18 protein-coding genes are annotated in these 16204 nt (G+C 57.8%); 8 read left to right on the top strand and 10 right to left on the bottom strand.

Annotated elements, in window-relative coordinates:
• Positions 1 to 108: 108 nt before the first annotated feature.
• Positions 109 to 2559 (bottom strand): autotransporter, encoded by a 2451-nt coding sequence (locus tag C7534_RS01780; protein ID WP_109784749.1) that lies wholly within the window; start codon positions 2557 to 2559, stop codon positions 109 to 111.
• A 176-nt stretch (positions 2560 to 2735) separates the two neighbouring features.
• Here C7534_RS01780 and acuI point away from each other — a divergent pair, with 176 nt between their 5' ends.
• Positions 2736 to 3719 (top strand): acrylyl-CoA reductase (NADPH), encoded by a 984-nt coding sequence (acuI, locus tag C7534_RS01785; RefSeq protein WP_109784750.1) that lies wholly within the window; start codon positions 2736 to 2738, stop codon positions 3717 to 3719.
• Here acuI and ada read toward each other — a convergent pair whose 3' ends face one another.
• The 5 genes from ada to C7534_RS01805 all read right to left on the bottom strand — a co-directional run bounded on the left by ada (position 3720) and on the right by C7534_RS01805 (position 6844).
• Positions 3720 to 4784 (bottom strand): bifunctional DNA-binding transcriptional regulator/O6-methylguanine-DNA methyltransferase Ada, encoded by a 1065-nt coding sequence (ada, locus tag C7534_RS01790; RefSeq protein WP_109784751.1) that lies wholly within the window; start codon positions 4782 to 4784, stop codon positions 3720 to 3722.
• Positions 4785 to 4871: 87 nt separating this feature from the next.
• The gene (gene alkB / locus C7534_RS01795; RefSeq protein WP_109784752.1) at positions 4872 to 5537 is read right to left on the bottom strand and encodes a DNA oxidative demethylase AlkB; all 666 of its coding nucleotides are present in this window, start codon (positions 5535 to 5537) and stop codon (positions 4872 to 4874) included.
• A 3-nt stretch (positions 5538 to 5540) separates the two neighbouring features.
• A complete protein-coding gene (locus tag C7534_RS01800) occupies positions 5541 to 6209 on the bottom strand; it encodes a 2OG-Fe(II) oxygenase (RefSeq protein ID WP_109784753.1) in 669 nt (222 codons plus the stop codon).
• A 126-nt stretch (positions 6210 to 6335) separates the two neighbouring features.
• Entirely contained in the window at positions 6336 to 6512 is a 177-nt protein-coding gene (locus C7534_RS32485) for a hypothetical protein (protein ID WP_158283912.1), read from the bottom strand.
• Between the two features lie 29 nt (positions 6513 to 6541).
• Positions 6542 to 6844 carry a DUF1883 domain-containing protein gene (locus C7534_RS01805; RefSeq protein ID WP_008065357.1) on the bottom strand — a complete coding sequence of 101 codons (303 nt, stop codon included), beginning with the start codon at positions 6842 to 6844 and terminating at the stop codon, positions 6542 to 6544.
• A gap of 212 nt (positions 6845 to 7056) precedes the next feature.
• Between C7534_RS01805 and C7534_RS01810 the strand changes: the two genes are divergently transcribed.
• The gene (locus tag C7534_RS01810) at positions 7057 to 7413 is read left to right on the top strand and encodes a hypothetical protein (RefSeq protein WP_109784754.1); all 357 of its coding nucleotides are present in this window, start codon (positions 7057 to 7059) and stop codon (positions 7411 to 7413) included.
• Positions 7414 to 7488: 75 nt separating this feature from the next.
• A complete protein-coding gene (locus C7534_RS01815) occupies positions 7489 to 7719 on the top strand; it encodes a hypothetical protein (RefSeq protein WP_046027380.1) in 231 nt (76 codons plus the stop codon).
• A 10-nt stretch (positions 7720 to 7729) separates the two neighbouring features.
• Here C7534_RS01815 and C7534_RS01820 read toward each other — a convergent pair whose 3' ends face one another.
• Both C7534_RS01820 and C7534_RS01825 read right to left on the bottom strand, forming a co-directional pair.
• Positions 7730 to 8011, bottom strand: a complete 282-nt coding sequence (locus C7534_RS01820; RefSeq protein WP_109784755.1) for a hypothetical protein — start codon at positions 8009 to 8011, stop codon at positions 7730 to 7732.
• A 138-nt stretch (positions 8012 to 8149) separates the two neighbouring features.
• Positions 8150 to 8341 carry a hypothetical protein gene (locus C7534_RS01825; RefSeq protein WP_109784756.1) on the bottom strand — a complete coding sequence of 64 codons (192 nt, stop codon included), beginning with the start codon at positions 8339 to 8341 and terminating at the stop codon, positions 8150 to 8152.
• Positions 8342 to 8622: 281 nt separating this feature from the next.
• On the opposite strand from C7534_RS01825, the gene galU reads away from it, so the two are divergent.
• Positions 8623 to 9462 (top strand): UTP--glucose-1-phosphate uridylyltransferase GalU, encoded by an 840-nt coding sequence (gene galU, locus C7534_RS01830; RefSeq protein WP_046027377.1) that lies wholly within the window; start codon positions 8623 to 8625, stop codon positions 9460 to 9462.
• A 130-nt stretch (positions 9463 to 9592) separates the two neighbouring features.
• Entirely contained in the window at positions 9593 to 10951 is a 1359-nt protein-coding gene (gene gorA, locus C7534_RS01835) for a glutathione-disulfide reductase (RefSeq protein WP_109784757.1), read from the top strand.
• Here the strand turns inward: gorA and C7534_RS01840 are convergent.
• A complete protein-coding gene (locus C7534_RS01840) occupies positions 10948 to 11958 on the bottom strand; it encodes a DNA-binding protein (protein ID WP_109784758.1) in 1011 nt (336 codons plus the stop codon). The genes gorA and C7534_RS01840 overlap by 4 nt on opposite strands.
• Before the next feature lie 177 nt (positions 11959 to 12135).
• Between C7534_RS01840 and C7534_RS01845 the strand changes: the two genes are divergently transcribed.
• From C7534_RS01845 to ahpF, 3 genes are all read left to right on the top strand, one after another.
• Positions 12136 to 13074: a site-specific integrase gene (locus C7534_RS01845; RefSeq protein ID WP_109784759.1), complete on the top strand. Its 939-nt coding sequence runs from the start codon at positions 12136 to 12138 to the stop codon at positions 13072 to 13074.
• 150 nt (positions 13075 to 13224) lie between these two features.
• A complete protein-coding gene (gene ahpC, locus C7534_RS01850; RefSeq protein WP_007975937.1) occupies positions 13225 to 13788 on the top strand; it encodes an alkyl hydroperoxide reductase subunit C in 564 nt (187 codons plus the stop codon).
• 139 nt (positions 13789 to 13927) lie between these two features.
• Positions 13928 to 15493 carry an alkyl hydroperoxide reductase subunit F gene (gene ahpF, locus C7534_RS01855; protein ID WP_109784760.1) on the top strand — a complete coding sequence of 522 codons (1566 nt, stop codon included), beginning with the start codon at positions 13928 to 13930 and terminating at the stop codon, positions 15491 to 15493.
• A gap of 71 nt (positions 15494 to 15564) precedes the next feature.
• Here the strand turns inward: ahpF and gloA are convergent, their stop codons facing one another.
• Positions 15565 to 16086, bottom strand: a complete 522-nt coding sequence (gloA, locus tag C7534_RS01860; RefSeq protein ID WP_109784761.1) for a lactoylglutathione lyase — start codon at positions 16084 to 16086, stop codon at positions 15565 to 15567.
• Positions 16087 to 16204 lie beyond the last annotated feature (118 nt).

Consider the following 16204-nt stretch of genomic DNA (forward strand, 5'->3'; position numbering starts at 1 on the left):
AATGATTCTCCGACATCAAAACAGGGCAGGGACGGTAGAACAGGTTTTTACCAGCAATGACTGGCGCAGGGCCAGCCGACTTTTGGCCGGCTGGCTGGAAAACAGCGCTTAACGTCGATGCAGGCCACCGCCGCCCCCAAACGAATGACTCATGAACTGAGAGGAGCTGTGGTAGTTGTTAAAACGTTGGTTGCCGAAGTCGCGGGCGGCAGACTCCCGATCCAGGCTTTGCATTTGCGTGGTGTTCACCGGGTTGACTCGAGTTTCGCCGCCCCTGACCATCGACTGCCAGCCATCATCGGTTTTTCTGTAGACGTTGCCATCATGCCCGGCGTAGACGCTGTCACCGACATGACCTACGCCTGAGTTACGTCCGCTGATGCTGCCGTACTGGGTGGTATTTCCGGTGTTGGGGTTGTAAACGGCACCACGGTTGGCATCGACCTGCGTCCCGTAACGAGCATTGCCGACTGTTACATGCTGCCCCGCGATCGCGCCGCCATCAGGCCCTACAGCAACGCCACTGCGCCCCGCCGCATAATTGCCGGTGTAGACGTTGTGCACCGCGCCGCGTTGACCGGCTGCCGCGACACCGGTCCGTGAGTTGTAGGAAGAGCCAACCTCACCCGCCCAGCGATTGCCGGTCCAGGCGTTGTAGCCGGCACCGTATCGACTGACTGACGCTCGATCACCCCATTGGCGGTAGATGTTGCCAGTTGTACCGGCCCAGCCACCGGGGCCCCAGGCAACAGCGCCACCGTGATAGCCATAGGCGCCGCCGGCCCAAGGCAATGGCGCCGGATAAAGGTGAGGGCCCCAGGCATACCCCCAGCCGTAATTTCCCCACCAGGGATAGGCGCCCCAACCCCAACCCATGGCCACGGTGCTGCCACCCCAACTCCAGCCGAAACCAAAGCCGAATGTCCAGCCGGTCCAAGGGGTGTAGCGCATGGCGACGCCAAATCCGTAGGTTACGGGTGGCCCGTACCAGACGCTGCCCACCCACGGTGTATAGGGATAACCCGTGCCATAAACCACCACGCCGCTGTCCGGATCAATTGTGGTGCCCTGATACCCCGGCGTATAACCCACCACCACGGTGTCGCCATTGGCCTCGTAGACTTTGACGTAAGTGATGTAGTGCATCGGTGAGTTCGGTGGAATCGAGTAGATCACCGACGGCACGGAAGTGGCGACCAGCCATGGGCCTTGAACCGAGCTGGCGTTGAACCAGATGCCGTTCTCGACCGCATACCAGCTGTTGGCGTTGACCATGATGATTGGCGTTGCTGTGTTCACCACGTATTGCAGCGGCGTGCCGCTGATGGCCTGGAGTTGCGGTTCTCCGTCGAACTGCGGCGTACTCATTTTGACCGCGCTTTTGTTGATCGCCGAGGTTTGCGGGATGGTGGCCGCAATGGCGGCTTCCTTGGCCTGTGGCGTGCCGGCGACGGAGGCCTTCACGTTCTCCTTGGCGCTGTCATCGGGAATGTTGGCGAAGTCGGTGGGCAGTTTGTCGGCGGGGACGAAGGTCCATGGCCCCTTCATGTCAGTTGCCTTGAACCAGCGTCCGGAGATCAGCACATAACTGTCCTGGTCACCGATTTCCTTGAAGAGGTGTCCGGTAGTGTTGGTGACATAAAGCAGTTGGGTGCCTTGAATCGGTTGCCACTGGGGCGCACCGTCGGTGACGATCAGCTCGGTCGGCGCGGTGGCGATATGGATCTGCGGGATCGGTGGCTTGGCCAGGGTCGGTATCTTGTCCTTTGGATCACTCTGACCGGTCAGCAGGTCGACCTGACGGCTCTGGATCGCAGCTTTCCTGGCTGTTTCCAGTTCGGCCGAGGGCGATGGCACCGGCGTGTATTGGCCGCCCAACTGATCCGCGATCATCCAGCCATCAAATACATGCAGGTAGTGTTTGCCTTGAGCATCCTTGAGCAGCAGCGGGCGGGTGTTGATGACCCGCTCCAGCGAAGTGCCGTCTACCGGGCGATAAGCCGGTTCCCCGTCGATGTACACCAGGATCGCCGGTACATCAGAGGTGATGATTGCCGGCGGCGCGTTCTCGATAGGTTCGCCACTGGACTTTTTCTCGGCGGCAAGCACCCCCACAGCGGCTTCCAGTTGATCGAGGGAAATGGTTTTCTTGCGATCGGTCGCGTCTTTTTGCAGAGCCGCGACCCAAGTGTCAGATTGCGCAGCGCTGGATGGAAAATCGGCTTTGATGAGGGTGTATTGATCGAGCGCAACCCAGCGGGTGGCTTTGTCGACCAGTGTATGGGCGCTGAATTGCACAATTGCGTAGGTGGATTTTCCATCGGCGCCGGTGGCCTCGACCGCTGCCCGCGCCTGCAAGGTGTAACCGTCCCAACTGTCGAGCTGTGGCTGGTAAACGGTTAGCCTGGTATCCCCGCTGGTCAGAACTTGAGGCCAGGTCGGCGCCGACGGTGCCTCGTTGGCAGGGGCCCCGGAATGGGTCGTCGGTGCGGCCTGCACCGAGGTAAAAAACAACAGGCAGAGCATCAGCAGAACGATACGGAAGCGGGGGTGAGGCATTGTCAGCTCCATTGACGAGACAGCTTTTCGGGTATTTCAGTACCGCGAAAAACAGCATAGTCGCACCGCTTGGAAACGCTCGGCACTTAGACGCTTTAGCTTAAAGTCTTGTACGGCGAGATGTTTCTTTGTGGTATTTCAAGGGTCCACCTGATTGACTCCATTGAGAGGCAGTGATGTTCAAAGGCATTTTGATCGACAAAGACGACAGCGGCTACCGGGCCACACTGCAAGAGATCAATGACGATCAACTGCCCGAGGGCGATGTAACGGTACGCGTGGCGTACAGCACGCTGAACTTCAAGGATGGATTGGCAATTACCGGCAGCAGTCCGGTGGTGCGAAAGTTTCCGATGGTGCCGGGGATTGATCTGGCAGGTACTGTCGAAATCAGTGATCACCCGGACTACAAGGTCGGTGATCAAGTCGTACTCAATGGCTGGGGTGTAGGCGAAGGGCATTGGGGCGGGCTGGCACAGAAAGCACGTCTGAACGGTGACTGGCTGATCCCGTTGCCAAAGGAATTTACCACCGCTCAGGCCATGGCGATCGGCACCGCAGGCTACACGGCCATGCTGAGCATCCTGGCGCTGGAGCATAACGGCGTGACGCCCGAGCAAGGCGAAGTGCTGGTGACCGGGGCCAACGGCGGTGTCGGCAGTTTCGCCATCGCGCTGCTGAGCAAGCTGGGCTATCGCGTCGTCGCATCCACCGGGCGCACGTCCGAGCACGACTACCTCAAACAGCTGGGTGCGAGTGAAATCATCGACCGCGCTACGTTGTCCGAACCCGGCAAACCACTGGCCAAAGAGCGTTGGGCGGCGGTCATCGACTCGGTCGGCAGCCACACATTGGCCAATGCCTGTGCCAGTACGAAGGCGAATGGCACGGTAACGGCCTGTGGCCTGGCACAAGGCATGGACTTCCCGGCCTCTGTCGCCCCGTTCATTTTGCGCGGTGTGACCTTGGCCGGGATCAACAGCGTGACCCAGCCAAAGGCCAGACGCGTGTTGGCCTGGAATCGACTGGCCAAGGACCTGGACTTCTCGTTGTTGCCGCTGATCAGCCATGAAATCGGCTTGAGTGAAGCCATCGATGCCGCACCGCGCTTGCTTGCCGGGCAATTGCGCGGGCGGGTGGTGGTCGATGTGAATCGCTGATCAGCGCGTCTCGCGTTCCAGCAACTGACGCTTGCGCTCAACCCCCCAGCGATAACCCGACAGGTTGCCATCGCTGCGTACCACGCGATGGCAAGGGATTGCCACCGCCAGGCTGTTCGCGCCACATGCCTGGGCCACGGCGCGCACCGCCTTCGGCGAACCGATGCGTTGGGCGATGTCGGCATAGCTGGCGGTACGGCCGGCGGGAATCTCACGCAGGGCTTGCCAGACACGTTCCTGGAACGCCGTGCCGCGTACGTCTAGCGGCAAGTCGAGGCCGATGGCCGGGGTTTCAATAAACCCTACAACCTTGGCGATCAATTGCTCGAAATCATGGTCGGCACCGATCAGGTTCGCGCGGCGAAACTTGTCTTGCAGATCGCAGACCAACTGGTGCGGGTCGTCCCCGAGCAAAATCGCGCAAACGCCGCGTTCACTTTGAGCAACCAGAATCGCCCCCAGGGAGCACTGGCCGACGGCAAACCGGATGTCGTTGTTCTGTCCGGCAGCGCGGTAGTCTCCAGGCTTCATGCCTAACAGGTGATCGGCTGCTTCATAGAATCGACTGTTGGAGTTGAAACCGGCCTCATACAGAGCGTCGGTGACGGTCCCCCCATCAGCCAGGCGTTCGCGCACCTTGCGCGAGCGATGGGCCGTGGCGTAGCCCTTGGGTGTCAGCCCGGTGACGGCTTTGAACACTCGATGGAAGTGGAAACTGCTCAGGCCCGCTGCGTCGGCCAGTTCATTGAGCGCAGGCAGATTTTCGGCAGACTCGATGTGCCGGCAGGCTGCGGCCACCGTGGCCGCGTGTTGAGCGGCGACATCACTTTGATCTTTAACGGCTCGTTTGCTCGGACGATAGCCTGCCGCCTGCGCTTGCTCCGGCGTGTCGAAAAACTCCACATTCTGCGGTTTTGGCAAACGTGCGAGGCTGCTGGGGCGGCAGTAGATGCCGGTGGTTTTTACGGCATAGACAAATTGCCCGTCCGCGGCAGGATCGCGGGCGACGACCGCGGCCCAGCGAGGATCGATTTCAGTCACTGTTTTAGTCGAATGAGTTGTCATGTCGGTATTTCCATTGACCTGTTTCATTCAGATTAATCAGACAGAAGAGGCGCAGCACTCCGGGTCTTGCGGTCAAATTCGAGCGCATCATCGTGCAGTGCGAAACGTGAAGTTGATCCGTTGTTCGCCCAGCCTCGGATGATGCCCGTCCTTGATCGGCAGTACGCCGTGATAGCGCAAGCGGTCCACGCCACCCCAGACTACGATGTCGCCATGGAATAGCGGCACGCGCTGGCTTTTATCGCCTCGTTCGAAGCCTCCGAAGAGGAAGGTCGCCGGCAACCCCAGCGACACTGACACGATGGGTGCTGCGTAGGAGTTTTCGTCTTTGTCCTGGTGCAATGACATTTTGGCCCCCGGAACATAGCGGTTGATCAGGCAGGAATCGGGAACAAACGCTGCAAATCCCGCTTCACGTGCCGCTGCTTGGGCCAGTTCGAAAAACACCTCAGGCATCTCGGGCCAGGGGTTTCCGGTCTGTGGGTCGTCGCGCGTGTATTGATAGCCGCTTCGGTCGGTGGTCCAGCCCCAGGTGCCGCAACTGCTCAAGGCCACTGACATGGTAAAGCCGCCGGGCGTGACCATCTGCCGAAACGGCGCGGCTGCCAGGATTGCCTCCAGGGCGATCAGCAACGGGTCCAGCCAGGGCAGGGCGAAGCCGCGCAGGACGCAGGATTGTTCACCGATCTGCAAGCGCTTGGGCGGTTGCTCGGGTTCGGTGTCAGCAAACAAATCCAGGGTAATTGGGCTCATGACTCATAACGCATCGTGAAAGATGATTCCAAGGGTATGCCGTTTTCCGCTGTGCAGGCGACTCACGCCGTGGCGCATGTTCACTCGGTAATACCCGCGAACACCTTTGACCGGCCGCTGGCTGACGGCAAAGATCACGGCATCGCCTTTTCTCAGGTCAATGACTTGAGGGCGTGATTGCATTCGGGGGCGCTGTTCGGTCAGCACGAACTCGCCGCCGGTAAAGTCTTCATTCGGTTCTGACAGAAGAATCGCCACTTGCAACGGGAAAACGTGTTCGCCGTACAGGTCCTGATGCAGGCAGTTGTAGTCCTGCGGGCCATATTGCAGCAACAAGGGCGTGGGGCGCTCCTGACCGGCGGCATGGCAGCGTTGCAAAAAAGCTTCATGCGATGCAGGGAAACGCGTCGGCAGCCCCATGCATTCGTGCCAGCGATTGGCAATCGGTACCAGGCCGGGGTAGAGCTCGCTGCGCAATCGGGCGACGGGATCCGGTAGAGGGTATTTGAAGTACTTGTACTCGCCCCGACCAAACCCGTGACGAGCCATTATCACCTGAGAACGAAAGCGTTCGGGCTCCCCATAAAAGGCGCTGATTTCGTCGCAGTCCGGGGCGCTGAGGAGCGATCTGATAATGGCCCAGCCATCCTCATCGAGTTGTTGCTCCAGCATATTCTGACTCCTTGACCCAAGGTTGAGGTAGTCAGTCTAAACAGGGGGGAGGAGGCGAACACTCCGGCGCTTGCGGTCAAATTTCAGAAGCGGGAGCCAACATCCATGTGGTCGCTCCGCAGGCTATTACAGCGCTTTGCTGACGCTGATCTCGCTGATGACGTCCTCGCTCTGGCCATGAATGGCATCGAGCGCGGCCTTGGCTTCTTCGGCGGTGCCGTTTTCAAGCTGGGCAAACTCGAAGCGGCGTTCACCGTTGAGTTTGTATTTGATGACGTACTTGGTCGTTTGAGCCACGGTCATGTCTGCCTTTCTTCGTCTGCGGACGTTGCTCAGCTCAGTTTCGAGCTGGAGCGACGGATGATCTTGATCGAGTGAGTCAGGGTCGGTTTACGTGTAACACTGATCGGGCGGCGGTTGACCGTGTCGATGGTGATGTTCCAGAAACCGGTGCTCGGCGCGGTGATCCGGGCCGGGAAGGTGTCGAATGCGCCGCCGTGGTAAGTGTGACGACCACCATTTTTGAAGCTGCGGAAGTTGGCGTCGTTCATCAAGCGGATGTTGCACGTTTGGGAGCACTGGATGACGACAATGTCGTCTTCATTGAGGTGCTCGCGCTGGTGGATAAATTTCATGGGGCGCCTCCAGAAGGGCTTTTTCTACAAAATCAAAACGATAGCATGGGCGATTGGCGCAGTTTATCAGCCCGAACAGGTTATTATCGGGTCGTCGGGGTCCGCTTTGACAATTAAAAACAGTTATTCGGAATTCTATGAGCGATAAAAGCGGTACGCCTCGGAGAAAATCAGCATTTGCGCTGTCCGAGGGTCTTTATCGGAGGTTTTGTATGAAGTGGGGTGTGTTAGTCCTGCCGGTGGCGTTGGTCATGAGTGGCTGCGCGAGTGTTTCGGAGATCAACGAGACGCTGCCGACCATGAGCGTGATCTCAGGCAAGAAGCCCCATGAGTACGCGCAGTGCCTGGTTACACAACTGGCCGAGAGCCGTGGCGCTCTACAGGTGGAGCCGCACAAGGACGGGATGCGCGTGATTGTTCCGGCGAAGTTCTCCTCGGATCCGGCAGCTGTCTTTGACATTGAAGAACGCTCCGGTGGTAGCAGCATCAAGCTGCATGAGCGGATGTCCAATGTGCCAGTGCGTCCAAAAGACGTGCAGAAAGCAGCCAATACCTGTATTTCCGGCTGATAGACTACTCGCCGCAATCAACATTGATGCCGTCAAGGTTTTGCTTTGACGGCATTGTCATTTCTGGAGTCGGGCATGAAGCGAGAGCAGGTTCGGGAGCGCCATGCAGAGGGCCACATCTCTGCCACCCATGTGATTCAGAATCCGGCGAATTCAGGGGAATGGATCGTGTTTTTCAAGAAAAGCGCTGGGCGCAGCTATTTTCTGGTGGACGATAACGATGAAGTCGAATCTTTCTGTCGTCTCGACGACTTGATCGAGACCGTGCGCGGTCTCGGGATCAAATTTGCTGAAATTCACATATAGCGTCAGCGCCTTACTTGCACACCACAACCACGCTCCGGTTCTTGAAATTGCCGACGTCGACACCCAGGGTCTTGTCGCTTTCCTTGGTTGACGGTGTGCCGTCGGTGCCGACAATCCGGTAGCCGGTGCCAGCGCAGGAGGTATCGGCTTTTTCGTAGCACGTGGCCCAGGAGTTGGCTTCGCCGGAGCAGTCGATGGCCAGTCCCTGCTTACCGTCCTTCAGATACGTGGTTTCCGAGGTGGCGCAGCCACTCAGGGTCAACACAGCAATCAGCGGCAAAAATCTATTCATGTCGTTATCGTCGTCAGAAGGGTGGGCTAAGCCTGTGACAGCGCTGGCGTCAAAAGGTTATAGCGAAGGGCCACTTTCGTACCGGCAATCACAAAAAAGCCCTGCGCGAAGCAGGGCCTGGTCAAAAACCGGTTCAGATCAAGTCTTGTCTTTACCACGGCGTTTGACGGTTGGGTGTTCAAGTTGCAATACGGATGCCACTTCAATCGCGAGCGCTTCGGTAGGGAATGGCCCGGCGATATTCTCGCCGCCGCCGAAGTTGTTTATCCACCATTGGCCGTCTTTCGCCTGAATGATCAGGAACCCGTTGATGCTTTTTGCTTCCGACATCTATCTGCCTCGTTGGCTGGTTCAATTGCGCCATGATAGCGCCAAATGCACTGGGAGAGTGCCGATGGGCGTATGGTGGTGCGTTCGCAATCTCGTTTGAATGTACGCTGATCTCTGCTATCTATTGAGGCTGCAGAATGGCTGCTCGGCTATTTGCGGAACTATCCGCCAGAATATTTCTCTATGATGGCATCGGTTAGCCAGTGCGGGGCATTGTAAGGTGCACGCCGCCTGATTAGACTGCGCCGAAACTCGTACACACAGCCCTTTCAAGGACTTATATGATCAAGAAATGCTTGTTCCCAGCAGCCGGTTACGGTACTCGCTTCCTGCCAGCGACTAAAGCCATGCCTAAAGAAATGCTGCCGGTGGTAAACAAGCCACTGATCCAGTACGGCGTCGAAGAAGCTCTGGATGCCGGCTTGACCGAAATTTCCATCGTCACCGGTCGCGGCAAGCGTGCCCTGGAAGACCACTTCGACATCAGCTACGAGCTGGAAAACCAGATCAAGGGCACCGACAAAGAGAAATACCTGGTCGGTATCCGTCGTCTGCTGGATGAGTGCTCCTTCTCCTACACTCGCCAGACCGAAATGAAAGGCCTGGGCCATGCCATCCTGACCGGTCGTCCGCTGATCGGCGACGAACCGTTCGCCGTGGTACTGGCGGATGACTTGTGCGTCAACCTCGAAGGTGACGGCGTGCTCAAGCAGATGGTCAAGCTGTACAAGCAGTATCGATGCACCATCGTCGCGATCATGGAAGTAGATCCGCAGGAAACCAGCAAATACGGTGTGATTGCAGGCGACCTGATTGGTGACGACCTGTACCGTGTACGCAACATGGTCGAGAAGCCAAAACCTGAAGATGCACCTTCGAACCTGGCGATCATCGGCCGTTACATCATGACACCGGACATTTTCAGCCTGATCGAACAGACCGAGCCAGGCAAGGGTGGCGAGATCCAGATCACTGACGCCCTGATGAAGCAAGCGCAGGACGGTTGCGTCATTGCCTACAAGTTCAAAGGCAAGCGTTTCGACTGTGGTGGCGCTGAAGGCTACATTGACGCGACCAACTTCTGCTTCGAGAACTTCTACAAGACCGGCAAGGCTTACTGATAGCGCCTGACCCACTTGTATTGAAAAGCCACCTTCGGGTGGCTTTTTCATTTTCTGGCCCCATATCGTTTGCAGTGCTTGCCCGGTGGGCGTCTGTGGGTATGCTGGTGGACTGCCGAGGAGATTGAAAATGGCCTACGATTTTGATTTGTATGTGATTGGCGCGGGTTCCGGCGGTGTGCGGGCTGCGCGGTTTGCCGCCGGATATGGCGCGAAAGTGGCGATGGCCGAGAGCCGCTACCTGGGCGGCACCTGTGTGAACGTCGGCTGCGTGCCGAAGAAGTTGCTGGTCTACGGTGCGCACTTCGCCGAGGACTTCGAGCAATCGTCCGGTTTCGGCTGGACACCGGGTGAGGCTCAGTTCGATTGGGCCACGCTGATCGCCAACAAGGACCGTGAGATCAATCGCCTGAATGGCATTTACCGCAATTTGCTGGTCAACAGCGGCGTGACGTTACATGAAGGTCACGCCAAAATCGTCGACCCGAACACGGTCGAGATCAATGGCGAGCGCCACACCGCTAAAAATATCCTGATTGCTACCGGCGGCTGGCCGCAGATCCCGGAAATTCCGGGGCACGAGCATGCAATCAGTTCCAATCAGGCCTTCTTTCTCAAGGCACTGCCGAAACGCGTTCTGGTCGTGGGCGGTGGCTATATTGCTGTTGAGTTCGCGGGTATTTTCCATGGCTTGGGCGCCAATACCACGTTGCTGTATCGCGGTGAGCTGTTCCTGCGCGGCTTCGACGGTGCGGTACGCAAGCATTTGCAGGAAGAGCTGACCAAGCGCGGCATGGACCTGCAGTTCAATTCCGACATCGAGCGTATCGACAAGCAGCCTGATGGCAGCCTGAAGGTGACGCTCAAGGATGGCCGCGAGCTGGAAGCCGATTGTGTGTTCTACGCGACCGGCCGGCGCCCGATGCTCGACAACCTTGGTCTGGAAAACACGGGCGTCAAGCTCGACAAGAAAGGCTTTGTCGAAGTTGATGATCAGTATCAGACAGCCGAGCCGTCGATCCTGGCGCTGGGTGATGTGATTGGTCGTGTTCAACTGACGCCGGTTGCATTGGCCGAAGGCATGGCCGTGGCGCGACGTTTGTTCAAGCCCGAGCAATATCGCCCAGTGGATTACAAAATGATCCCGACGGCCGTGTTCAGTCTGCCGAACATTGGCACCGTTGGCTTGAGCGAGGAAGATGCTCTCGAAGCCGGCCACGAGGTGGTGATCTTCGAAAGCCGCTTCCGCCCGATGAAGTTGACCCTGACGGAATGCCAGGAGCGCACGCTGATGAAGCTGGTGGTCGACGCCAAGACCGATAAGGTTCTGGGCTGCCACATGGTCGGCCCGGATGCCGGTGAGATCGTTCAGGGTTTGGCAATTGCATTGAAAGCGGGAGCGACCAAGCGCGATTTCGATGAAACCATCGGCGTGCACCCGACGGCCGCCGAAGAGTTCGTCACCATGCGTACGCCTGTCGCCGGTTAATCGTCCTTGGTTGCGTCTGGCGCTGTCGCAACGACGGCCGCCAGACGCAAGCTTTCATCCAGGCTCGCCTGAGTCTTGAGCAACTCGATTTCCAGCGCTTTATTCGCCTGCAACTGCTCGTCGACACTCTGCTTCAACGCCTGACCTTCCAACAGGGCGACGCGCAAGCGTTCCTGGAGGAGGGTGCGCTCGCTGTCGATGCGATTGACCTGTTCCAACAATTGGTCTTGCCGCGTGTTGGTTTGCTTGAGTTGATCCTGCAACAGGTTCAGCTCTCTCTGGGTGCCACGGTTTTCAGTGAAAAGCCGCTCGTTGTCACGGTGCAGTTGAGTGATTTCGTCCTGGCGCACCATTGCACTCTGTTGCGACTGACGCAGTTCCATCTGAATCTGCTGCACCTGGCTTTCATGGCGGCTTTGTTCCTGTTCGCGCTGTTCCTTGACGGCGTTGCGGTAGTGCTCCAATGCCTCGCGCGCGTGCAGGTGCTTCTCTTCCAGCGAGCGGATTTGTTCGTCCTTGTCCTGCAGGCGCAATTCGAAGCCGGCCAGTGCCTGATTCAGCCCGGCGTTGCGGGTTTGTTCGGTTTGCAGCATCGAGCGGGTTTCTTGCAGCGATTCCGATTCCTGTGTCAGCGCCAGGCTTTGCATCTCATATTGCTGATGCAATTCGGCGTTGGTTTCCCGGGCCTCTGTAAGCTGGCTTTCCAGTGTTTTTCGCTGCTGATCAAACTGCTCGCGAGCCTGATCGATGGGTTCCTGAGCCTTCTCCTTGAGGCGTTGTGCCAAGCGCGAAACCAGGCCTGCCAGCTCATCATCGATAGGCTCTGGCGCAGGCTCGGCGCGTTCGCGACCGTCATCCAGTTCTTTCAGGTAGCGGTGAATGGTGGTTTTCGAGCCGGTGTTGCCCATTTCGATTCGTACTGCATCGATGCTTGGGTTTTCGCCGCGGGCGAGGATCGCCAAACGTGCTGCTTGCACCACTGCTTTATTTACGCCGCCACGAGCCATGAGTTCTCCTACGATTTCGTACTGTGGTACATGCCACTAAAGTACGCAGTGTACCATCTGAAAAATAAAGATAAATGATGTCGGTTTGTCATGCGGGATATACTGGTATTACCCCGTGTGATCAGCCGCACAGCGCGATTAGACCCGCCAAAGCGGTACGTTTAGAGAATTGAGCCGATGACCGAGCTGGATCGATACCTACAAGCCGCTACGCGCGACAACACCCGTCGCAGCTACCGGGCAGCCATCGAGCATTTCGAGGTCAGCTGGGGCGGTTTTTTGCCGGCTACCAGCGACAGCGTTGCGCGCTACCTCGTGGCGCATGCGGGCGTGTTGTCCATCAATACGTTGAAGCTGCGTTTGTCGGCACTGGCGCAGTGGCACAACAGCCAGGGGTTTCCCGACCCGACCAAGTCGCCGGTGGTGCAAAAAGTGTTCAAGGGCATCCGCGCGTTGCACCCGGCTCAAGAGAAACAGGCCGAGCCCCTGCAGCTTCAGCATCTGGAACAGGTGGTGGCCTGGCTTGAGCTGGAGGCACAAACCGCCAAATCTCAAGGTGACCAACCGACTCTGCTCAGGGCGCGGCGCGACATGGCGCTGATCCTGTTGGGCTTCTGGCGTGGTTTCCGTAGCGATGAGTTGTGCCGCGTACAGATTGAGCACGTGCATGCCAGCGCCGGCTCGGGCATCACCGTCTATTTGCCGCGCAGCAAAAGCGATCGCGAAAACCTTGGGAAAACCTATCAGACGCCTGCCTTGCAGCGCTTGTGTCCAGTGCAGGCGTACATCGCCTGGATCACCGAGGCGGCATTGGTTCGCGGGCCTGTGTTTCGCGGCATTGACCGCTGGGGTCACTTGAGCGAGGAGGGGTTGCATGCCAACAGCGTCATCCCGTTACTGCGTCAGGCGCTGGAACGTGCCGGTATTCCCGCCGAGCACTACACCAGTCACTCCTTGCGGCGCGGGTTTGCCACTTGGGCGCATCAGAGCGGTTGGGACTTGAAGTCGTTGATGAGTTACGTGGGCTGGAAGGATATGAAGTCCGCCATGCGCTATGTTGAAGCCAGCCCGTTTCTCGGAATGGCTCGGGTCACTGAAAAGCCAGTGGCGCTGTAGATCACGTTTTCTTCTATTAATACCGTCGGCTAATAGCGAAAACAAATCAGCAACATCAGGTTTGCCAATGAGCCATCCGGGGATCGGTTGGGTAGGATTCACCCCATCAACTTCTCAACCAAACTTTTCAACCCTGACGGAGAGTCATCGATGCCTATCATCAACAGCCAAGTTAAACCGTTCAAAGCTGACGCCTTCAAAAACGGCGACTTCGTAAAAGTCTCGGACGCTGACCTGAAAGGCAAGTGGTCGGTCGTTTTCTTTTACCCAGCTGACTTCACCTTCGTTTGCCCGACTGAACTGGAAGACCTGGCTGATAACTACGACGCGTTCCAGAAGCTGGGCGTCGAGATCTACAGCGTTTCCACCGACACCCATTTTGCCCACGCTGCCTGGCACAACACTTCGCCAGCCATCGGCAAAATCCAGTACACCATGATCGGCGACCCGACTCACGCCATCTCCCGCAACTTCGACGTGCTGATCGAAGAAGCCGGTCTGGCTGACCGTGGCACCTTCGTGATCAACCCTGAAGGCCAGATCAAAATCGTTGAGCTGAACGATGGCGGCGTTGGCCGTGACGCTTCCGAGCTGCTGCGCAAAATCAAGGCTGCCCAGTACGTCGCTGCTCACCCAGGCCAGGTTTGCCCAGCCAAGTGGAAAGAAGGCGAGGCCACTCTGGCACCGTCCCTGGACCTGGTCGGCAAGATCTAAGTCTGTGAGCGCTTCATCAGGGCGGTACGCCGCACCTACTCAGTAAGCTGCACCGCCCAATAAAAACGCCCGGGCGAGATTCGCTCGGGCGTTTTTTTATGTCTGCTTTTTATGAAACACCAGAAAGGAAATCGCCCGTATGTTGGACGCCAATCTTAAAGCCCAGTTGAAATCGTACCTGGAACGGGTCACCCAGCCGATCGAGATCGTTGCCTCCCTCGACGACGGTGCGAAATCCCAGGAAATGCTCGAACTGTTGAAAGACGTTGCCAGTCTTTCCACCCAGATTACTTTGCTCGATAACGGTGATGATGCACGCAAGCCATCGTTCTCGATCAATCGCCCAGGAGCCGATATCAGCCTGCGTTTTGCCGGCCTCCCGATGGGCCACGAATTCACGTCATTAGTGTTGGCACTGTTGCAAGTCGGCGGCCACCCTTCGAAAGCCAGTGTTGAAGTGATCGAACAGATCCGCTCGCTCAAAGGCGAATTCAGCTTCGAGACTTACTTCTCGCTGTCCTGCCAGAACTGCCCGGACGTCGTTCAGGCGCTGAACCTGATGGCCGTGCTGAACCCGAACATCCGCCACGTCGCCATCGACGGCGCACTGTTCCAGGCTGAAGTCGATGACCGTCAGATCATGGCGGTGCCCAGTGTGTACCTGAACGGCGTGAACTTCGGCCAGGGCCGCATGGGCCTGGAAGAAATCCTCGCCAAACTCGACACCAGCGGTATCGAGCGTCAAGCCGAGAAGATCAGCGCCAAACAAGCCTTTGATGTGCTGGTGGTCGGCGGTGGGCCAGCCGGTGCTTCGGCCGCGATCTATGCGGCGCGTAAAGGTATTCGCACTGGCGTCGCGGCAGAACGGTTTGGTGGGCAGGTGCTCGACACCATGGCCATCGAGAACTTCATTTCCGTGCAGGAAACCGAGGGGCCGAAACTGGCCAGCGCCCTCGAAGAACACGTCAAGCAATACGACGTCGATATCATGAACCTGCAGCGGGCCACGGCACTGATCCCGGCGAAGAATCCCGGTGAGTTGCATGAGGTTCGTTTCGAAAGCGGAGCCACGCTGAAAACCAAGGCACTGATCCTTGCCACCGGCGCCCGCTGGCGTGAAATGGGTGTGCCGGGCGAACAGCAATACAAGGCCAAAGGCGTATGTTTCTGTCCGCACTGCGACGGTCCGCTGTTCAAAGGCAAGCGCGTCGCGGTAATTGGCGGCGGTAACTCAGGCGTTGAGGCGGCTATCGATCTGGCCGGTATCGTCAGCCAAGTTACGCTGCTGGAATTCGACAGCAAGTTGCGCGCTGATGCGGTGTTGCAACGCAAGTTGTTCAGCCTGCCTAACGTCACCGTTATCACCAGCGCCCTGACCAGCGAAGTAAAAGGTGATGGCCAGAAGGTTACGGGGCTGGTCTACAAGGATCGCGATTCAGGCGAGTTCAACACGGTCAACCTCGAAGGCATCTTCGTGCAGATCGGTTTGCTGCCTAACACCGATTGGCTCAAGGGCACCATCGAGTTGTCGCCTCGTGGCGAGATCATTGTGGATGCGCGTGGTGAAACCTCGATGCCGGGCGTATTTGCCGCCGGTGACGTGACCACCGTGCCGTACAAGCAGATCGTGATCGCAGTGGGCGAGGGCGCCAAGGCTTCCTTGAGCGCATTCGATCACTTGATCCGGACTTCGGCTCCAGCGTAAACGCCGACGCTGAAAACACAAAACCCCATGAGAGATCATGGGGTTTTTTTGTGCCTCGGGAAGACGCGGATTTACAGCGGTGCGGGCTGAATGATCTCGACCCAGTAAGCATCCGGGTCCTTGATAAAGGCCAGGCTCTTCATGCGTCCGTCATTGAGGCGTTTCTGGAAATCGCAGCCCAGTGCTTCGAAGCGCTCGCAGGCAGCACGAATGTCCTGCACGGAGATGCAGATATGACCGAAACCACGCGGGTCGGTGTTGCCGTTGTGGTAAGCGAAGTCAGGGTCGTTCTCGGTGCCGTGGTTGTGGGTCAGTTCGAGAATGCCGGGGATCGATTTCATCCACTCGGTGCGAGCAGCGGCGTCGGCCGGAACCTGGTTTTTGTCAACCAGGGCGAGGAAATACAGGCTGAACTCGGCTTCCGGGAAGTCGCGTTTTTCCACCAGCGTGAAACCGAGGATGCGGGTGTAGAAATCCAGGGATTTGGTGATGTCCTTGACCCGCAGCATGGTGTGGTTGAAGACGAACTTCTGGGTCGCGGTGTCAGGCTGGGCGGTGACGCCTGGGAAGGTGTTCAGTTCGTGCAGGCTCATGGGCCCTCCGGAAAAATAAGTGGGGCTAACGAATGGCGACAATGATACGCAACGCCTCAGACAACACCAAACCCAAACAGTCTGCTATTGCCTGACAAGCGGCCGAGGCTCAGACTTT

The sequence above is a fragment of the Pseudomonas sp. OV226 genome (genome assembly GCF_003148705.1).
Lineage (GTDB): Bacteria > Pseudomonadota > Gammaproteobacteria > Pseudomonadales > Pseudomonadaceae > Aquipseudomonas.